At 68.9% G+C, this 6914-nt stretch carries 6 protein-coding genes; all 6 read left to right on the forward strand.

Annotated features, from left to right (window positions below; translation table 11 throughout):
- The first annotated feature begins 15 nt into the window (after positions 1–15).
- The 6 genes from ACXJL8_RS05690 to ACXJL8_RS05715 are packed head-to-tail and all read left to right on the forward strand — an operon-like array spanning position 16 to position 6761.
- A complete protein-coding gene (locus tag ACXJL8_RS05690; protein WP_456621063.1) occupies positions 16–1548 on the forward strand; it encodes a phage tail sheath family protein in 1533 nt (510 codons plus the stop codon).
- 24 nt (positions 1549–1572) lie between these two features.
- Positions 1573–2097: a phage tail protein gene (locus ACXJL8_RS05695; protein ID WP_456621064.1), complete on the forward strand. Its 525-nt coding sequence runs from the start codon at positions 1573–1575 to the stop codon at positions 2095–2097.
- An 8-nt stretch (positions 2098–2105) separates the two neighbouring features.
- Positions 2106–2816 (forward strand): hypothetical protein, encoded by a 711-nt coding sequence (locus tag ACXJL8_RS05700; protein ID WP_456621065.1) that lies wholly within the window; start codon positions 2106–2108, stop codon positions 2814–2816.
- Positions 2813–3451, forward strand: coding sequence for a hypothetical protein (locus ACXJL8_RS05705; protein ID WP_456621066.1), 639 nt, complete (start codon positions 2813–2815; stop codon positions 3449–3451). Before ACXJL8_RS05700 ends, ACXJL8_RS05705 begins: the two co-directional genes overlap by 4 nt.
- The gene (locus ACXJL8_RS05710; protein ID WP_456684738.1) at positions 3448–4797 is read left to right on the forward strand and encodes a DUF4255 domain-containing protein; all 1350 of its coding nucleotides are present in this window, start codon (positions 3448–3450) and stop codon (positions 4795–4797) included. Before ACXJL8_RS05705 ends, ACXJL8_RS05710 begins: the two co-directional genes overlap by 4 nt.
- Positions 4794–6761 (forward strand): ATP-binding protein, encoded by a 1968-nt coding sequence (locus tag ACXJL8_RS05715; RefSeq protein WP_456621068.1) that lies wholly within the window; start codon positions 4794–4796, stop codon positions 6759–6761. The genes ACXJL8_RS05710 and ACXJL8_RS05715 overlap by 4 nt, the downstream gene beginning before the upstream one ends.
- Positions 6762–6914 lie beyond the last annotated feature (153 nt).

The following is a 6914-nucleotide window of genomic DNA, read 5'->3' on the forward strand; positions in this document are numbered from 1 at the left end:
CCCACAGGAGCCCACATGCCCTCAGCCCTTCTGCAACCCGGCGTCTATATCGAGGAAATCTCCAGCGGCGTGCGCTCGATCTCGGGCGTGGCGACGTCGATCGCACTGTTCATCGGGTGGGCGCCGCGCGGCCCCATCGACCGCGCCGTCCGGATCTCGAGCTTCGCCGACTACGAGCGCGCCTATGGCGGGCTCGACCGCCGCGCCTATCTCGGCTACGCCGTGCGCCACTTCTTCGACAATGGCGGCAGCGACGCCTACATCGTGCGCATCGCGATGCAGTCCAATCCGCCGGTGCCCGCGACCGACGCATTGACCGCAACCTGCCCGATCGGCGATCTCGGCATCAAGGCAAGCTCGCCGGGCCAATGGGCCCACGCCTACAGCGTCAAGCTGACGCTGCGTGCCGACAACAACACCCGGTTCCAGCTCGACGTCATCGGTCCGACGCCAAGCACGGCGGTCGTGGAATCATTCCAGGATCTGTCGATGGACAAGACCGATCCGCGCTATGCGCCGAACGTCGTCAATGGCCGCTCGGCCTTCATGGATCAACTGACCACCGCGTCGACGACCGTGCCGAATCCGGCCTCGACCCCGAAGGCCTTTGCAGGGGGCGCCGACGGTACGGTCCTCGCCGCCACTGACGGGCCGTTCCTCACGGCGCTCGCTCCCTTGTTCGCCCTCGGCGGGATCGTCGATCGTATCGATCTGTTCAACCTGGTCTGCGTTCCCGGTCTCACCAACGTCAACGGCGCGACCCAGACCGCGCTCGGCACCCTGCAACAGCGCTGTCTCACCCGCCGCGCGTTCCTGATCATCGACAGCCTCCAGGGCGAGACGGTCGCCAACATGGCCAACCCCACGAAGGGCGAGGTCGGCCTCATCAGCGCGCCCGGCAACTATTCTGCGCTGTACTATCCCTGGGTGATGCAGTCCGATCCGCTGCAATCGGGCGTCGTGCGCGATTTCCCGCCCTGCGGTTTCGTCGCCGGCGTCTATGCCCGGACCGACGCCACGCGCGGGGTCTGGAAGGCGCCGGCCGGCAGCGATGCCAGCGTCAACGGCGCCGTCGGCTTCGCGCTGACGCTGAGTGACGCCGAGAACGGCCAGCTCAATCCGATCGGCATCAACTGCCTGCGCACGCTGCCAGTCTACGGCAACGTGGTCTGGGGCGCGCGCACGCTGCACGGACAGAACGACCGCGGCTCGGAATGGAAATACGTGCCGGTGCGGCGCATGGCGCTGTTTCTCGAGGAGAGCCTGTATCGCGGCACGCAATGGGTGGTGTTCGAGCCAAATGACGAGCCGCTCTGGGCGCAGATCCGGCTCAACATCGGCGCCTTCATGCAGGGGCTGTTCCGGCAGGGCGCATTCCAGGGCCGTACGCCGCGCGAAGCCTATTTCGTCAAATGCGACCGCGAGACCACGACGCAGGCCGACATCAATCTCGGCATCGTCAACATCATCGTCGGCTTCGCGCCGCTGAAGCCCGCCGAGTTCGTCGTCATCAAGATCCAGCAGATCGCCGGTGACATCCCAACCTGAGGCAGGAAAAGCTGAGGCAAACGCATGGCACAGTTCTCGGTCAATCCGGAGCGCTTTGATCCCTACAAGAACTTCAAGTTCCGCGTGAAATGGGACGGCCGCTACGTTGCCGGCATCAGCAAGGTGTCGGCGCTGAAGCGCACCACCGAGGTGGTCGAGCACCGCGAGGGCGGCGATCCCTCGACCGGACGCAAGTCGCCCGGCCGCAGCAAGTTCGAAGCGATCACGCTCGATCGCGGCGTCACCCACGACACCGAGTTCGAGAGATGGGCCAACCGGGTCTGGCATTTCGGCGCCGGCCTCGGCGCCGAGGTCTCGCTGAAGAATTTTCGCAAGGACATCATTCTCGAGGTCTACAACGAGGCCGGGCAGCTCGCGCTCGCCTACAAGATCTTCCGCTGCTGGGTCTCGGAATATCAGTCGCTGCCCGATCTCGACGCCAACGCCAATGCGGTGGCCATCCAACACATCAAGCTGGAGAACGAGGGTTGGGAGCGCGATCCGGCGGTCGCCGAGCCATCCGAGCCCACCTTGTCCGATCAGGCCTGAGGCTGCTCATGCCGTCCGCAGCCGCGCAACACGAACAGGACATTCTGGCGCTGTGGGACCGGGCCGCCGGCCGCGCGTGGCGTCAGCGCGACAATGCCCTGTTCGCGGCCGCCGGCGCGGCGCCAACGGACTCGATCGGGGCGGGCAATGCCGCGCTGCTGGCCTTGCGGACAAGATTGTTCGGCGCGCCATGGCGGCTGCGTGCGGCCTGCCCCGCCTGCCAGACGGAGTGTGAATTCGTGGCCGACAGCGCAACGCTCGCGGCCGGGCTTGCACCACCGCCCGACGCCGCATCGCCGCGGATCGCAGGCGACGGCGGCGAACTGACATTGCGGCTGCCGACGCTGTCCGATCTCGCCAGCCTGGCCGCAGCGCCGGACTCCGCAGCCGCGGCCGGGATGTTGCTGACATGCTGCCTTGGCGAGGCGCAGCCGACGATGCCCGGCCAGGACATTGTGGACCGGATCGAGGCCGAGCTCGAGCGCTGTGATCCCGGCGCGGTCCTCGCCTTCGCGCTCGACTGTCCCGATTGCGGCCACTTCTGGCAGGCCGTGATCGATATCGCGCCGGCGCTGTGGGCCGAGGTGCAGGCAGCCGCCGAGCGCACCTTGCTCGAGGTCGATGCGCTCGCGCGCGAATATGGCTGGAGCGAAGCCGAGGTGCTGGCGCTGCCGCACACCCGCCGTGCCGCCTATCTGCAACTGGTAGGCGCATCATGACCGGCCTCTTGCAGAATCTCGTGCGCCTCGGCCGCGGCGAGCCGATCCCCGGCGCGGCGCGCGTTGCCCTGCCACCGCGCTTTGCCACGGCACGCACCGATGATGATCCGGTACGTGAGACGTGGTCGGACGAGGCGCAGCCATTGCCTTCGCCACCGGATGCGACGCCGCGGCGTGCCATCATCATGGACGATCCTCCCACGGAAACGCGACAGCCGCATCGCGCGCGGACCGACACAGACGAAGGTGGATCGCGGCTGCCCCCCGTCGTCAAGATCGATACCGAGACGCGGCCGGTTCACTCGGATGCTGCGCCGCCAGGACCAGCGACCGAGACAGGCCCTCGTCCGCCGCCGCGCGTGACGCAGCCGCGCGAGACCATTGTGCGGGATGCATCGCAGCGCCGACACGAAACCCCACCACCCTCAACGGTGCCTCCGCTCGGCCACGCCGTGCTCGCCGACCAGTCGCAACGCCGGCGCGAAACGCCGCCCGTGATCAAGGTCACCATCGACCGCATCGACATCCGCTCGCCGGAGCCGCCGCGCGCGGCGCGCACCGCCAAGCCGGCGCCAAAGCCGTCGGTGTCGCTGTCCGACTATTTGCACCGCCCGACGCCGGGAGGCCGCGCATGAGCTCACCGCTCGCGATCGGCGCGGTCAGCGCGGTGCTGCGCAACCTGCTCGACAACGGGCTGATCGAGGCCGGGCCCGCCGTCGGGGGCACGGTCAATGTCAGCGCGGTCGCGCCCGACACGATCGACCTCAGCAGCGCCGAGGAGCTGCCGCGGCTGAACCYGTTCCTGCATCAGGTCACGCCAAACCCGGGCTGGCGCAACCGCGCCCTGCCGTCGCGGTCGTCGACGAGCGGCGAACGACTGACCAACGCGCCGCTCGCGCTTGATCTGCATTATCTGCTGACGGCCTATGCGCGGGTCGATTGCCAGGCCGAGATCCTGCTCGGCTACGGCATGCATCTGCTGCACGAGCGCCCCGTGCTCGACCGCGCCGCAGTGCGGCGCGCGCTCAACCCGAACCCGCTCGACGTCGCGATGCTGCCGCCGGCGTTCCAGGCACTCGCCGCCGCCGACCTCGCCGATCAGGCCGAGCTGATCAAGGTCACACCGGCCGTGATGGGGCCGGAGGAAATGTCGAGGCTGTGGGCGGCAATCCAGTCGCACTACCGGCCCTCGGCCGCCTATGTGGTGTCGGTGGTGCTGATCGAAGCCACCAAGCCCGCACTTTCGCCGCTGCCGGTGCTGTCGCGCGGGATCATCGATCCCGCGACCAAGCGCGACCGCGGCGTCGTCGTCAATCCCGACCTGCTGCCACCACTGCCGACGCTGTTTGCGGCAACGGCGCAGTTGAAACAGAGCGGCGCGCGGCTCGGCGAGCCGGTGGTGCTCTCCGGCATCCGCCTGATCGGCAGCAATTTCCGCGTGCGGCTGGTCAATTCGCTGTTTCCCGGCGCGATCGAGCTCGCGCCGGGCGCGCCCAATGCGGACGGCACCGAGCTTACCCTGACGCTGCCGAACGATGCGGCCGCGCAAGCCGCGCTCGCGCCGGGGCAATGGAGCCTCACACTACGTTTCCTGCCGGCCGGCGAAGCCAACGAACGCGACACCAATGCCGTAGGCCTGATCATCGCACCCGCCCTGGTGATCGCGGCCGATGCGGCGCTTGCGCTGCCGGCCGCGACCGTGGTGCGCAAGGTTGGACCGCCGCGCGTGGCCGTCACCCTGTTCTCCCGCCCCCAGGTGCAGCCGCACCAGCGCGCCAGTCTCATTCTCGGCACGGTGGAGGCCACGGCCAATCCGCGCAGCGCGGCCACCGACCCGCTGGTGTTCGATTTCCCCGCGACGCTTCCCGCGGGCACCTATCCGGCGCGGCTGCGCGTGGACGGCGTCGACAGCCTTCTGCTCGATCTCAGCGGCGACGCACCCGCCTTCGATGCATCGCAAACCCTCAGCGTGCCGGCATGAACATGCACGACAGAACACAACCGGCGTCCGATTGGGCCAGCCTCAACCAGAAATGGCTGGCGGCGCAGCTTGTCGCGCTGCGCTTGCGCCTCGCGCGACAATTGGGGGAAACGCCGTGTGATACCGAACCGGGTCTGCCGGAGGATGCCGACGGCTTCGAGCCCGCACTCGATGCGCTGACGAAGCTGTTCGGCCTTTCGTCCTTCGAGCGCGACGTCGTGCTGCTCGCAGCCGGTGTCGAGCTCGACAGCGCGCTGCGCCGCCTTGTCGGCGAGGCAATGGCGCGGGCGCACGGCGGCGTTACGGCCGCGCAGCCGACGCTCAACTTCGCCATGCAGGTGCTCGCCGAGCCGCATTGGGACGCGTTGTCGCCGTTGCGGCCGTTGCGGCGCTGGCGTCTGATCGAGTGCGAGGGCCGCGAGGCACCGCCGCGCCGGCCGATCCAGATCGACGAGCGGGTGCTGCATTACCTGACCGGCGTCGCCGCGATGGACACGCGGCTGATCGGGCTTGCCCGGTGCGAGTCTGCCGGACCGATCGAGCCCGACGCGCCGCTGGCGCGCAGCATCGCGCACGCCCTCGGCTCCGGAACGGCGGCTCTGGTCGCGCTAAACCATCCCCGCAGCGAGATCGAGCCGCAGCGCGACGTCGCGCGCGACGCGCTGGCCGACCTCGGCGCAAACATCTTGAGGCTGCAAGTCCGTAACCTGCCGCACGATCCGCGCGAGCTTGCCGCGACCGCTTGCCTGCTCGACCGCGAGGCGGCGCTCTGCGATGCCATCATCCTGCTCGAGCTCGACTGCGCGACCGAGCCGGCCGACGCCGAGACGCGCGCCGCGACGCTGCTCGACCATCTGATGGGACCTGCGATCGTGCTCAACGCACCCGAGCCGGCCCGCCTGTCGCGACTGCGGCAGCGGCGCACATTGCGGCTTCTGGTGCCGGATGCGCCCGCGGCCACCCGGCAAGCCGGTGCATTGCGCGGGCTCCCGCGCGAGCAGGCCGCCGCGCTCACGGGCGCATTGCGCCCGGCCCTTGGGCAGTTCAACGTACCCGCTGCCGAGCTGCGCCTGGTGGTCGCCGAGGCGCTGGCCGAAACGGAGGCCGAGCCGGCCAGGCTCGGGCCCACGGTGTGGCGGCTCTGCCGCGCCGCAGTGCGCGGCGGGCTGGACGCGCTGGCGCAGCGGATCGAGACAAGCGCTCATTTCGACGATCTGGTCGCGCCACCGGTGGTGATCGCGCAGCTCCGCGCCATCGCCGCCGAATTGCAGCACCGGCCGCGCGTCCATGGCGATTGGGGCTTTGCCGCGCACAATGGCCGCGGCCTGGGCGCCGCCGCGCTGTTCGCCGGCGAGTCCGGAACCGGCAAGACCTACGCGGCCGAAGCGATCGCCGGCGCCGCCGGGCTCGATCTCTACCGCATCGACCTGGCCAGCGTCGTCAGCAAATATATCGGCGAGACCGAGAAGAATCTGAGCCGGCTGTTCGAGGCCGCGGAGAACAGCGGCGCAATTCTCCTGTTCGACGAGGCCGACGCGCTGTTCGGCAAGCGCAGCGACGTGCGCGACAGCCACGACCGCTTCGCCAATATCGAGATCGCCTATTTGTTGCAGCGGATCGAGACCTATCGCGGGCTCGTGATCCTCACCACCAACATGAAGAGTGCGCTCGACCGCGCCTTCCTGCGCCGCATCCGTTACGTGATCCAGTTCCCCTTCCCGGACCCCGGAGCGCGCGAACGATTGTGGCGGATGCAGTTCCCCGCCGATGCGCCGCTCGGCGAGGTGGATTTCGCTGGGCTGGCGAGGCTGCAACTGACCGGCGGCAATATCCGCGCGATCGCGCTGAACGCCGCATTCCTGGCCGCCGCCGGTGGCGGACCGATCGAACAGGACGCGATCAACGCCGCGGTGCGCGCCGAGTTCTCAAAGCTCGAGCGGCCCTGGCCGGGAGTCGCGCCATGAAACATGCCGGCATCGAGATTCGGATCGGACGCCTCATCGTCGATGCATCGCGGCGCTCTGAAGCTGCAGGACTCGCCGACGCAATCGRCCAAGCCTTGCAACACCGGCTCACAGGGTCCGGCACCGTGGCTGACGCCGAGCATGGCGCCGCAC

Source organism: Bradyrhizobium sp. P5_C11_2 (assembly GCF_054049755.1).

Excerpts from the sequence above, each read along its gene's own strand:
- ACXJL8_RS05690 (WP_456621063.1), top strand. The coding sequence starts at position 16 with ATGCCCTCAGCCCTTCTGCAACCCGGCGTCTATATCGAGGAAATCTCC.
- ACXJL8_RS05695 (WP_456621064.1), top strand. The coding sequence starts at position 1,573 with ATGGCACAGTTCTCGGTCAATCCGGAGCGCTTTGATCCCTACAAGAAC.
- ACXJL8_RS05700 (WP_456621065.1), top strand. The coding sequence starts at position 2,106 with ATGCCGTCCGCAGCCGCGCAACACGAACAGGACATTCTGGCGCTGTGG.
- ACXJL8_RS05705 (WP_456621066.1), top strand. The coding sequence starts at position 2,813 with ATGACCGGCCTCTTGCAGAATCTCGTGCGCCTCGGCCGCGGCGAGCCG.
- ACXJL8_RS05715 (WP_456621068.1), top strand. The coding sequence starts at position 4,794 with ATGAACATGCACGACAGAACACAACCGGCGTCCGATTGGGCCAGCCTC.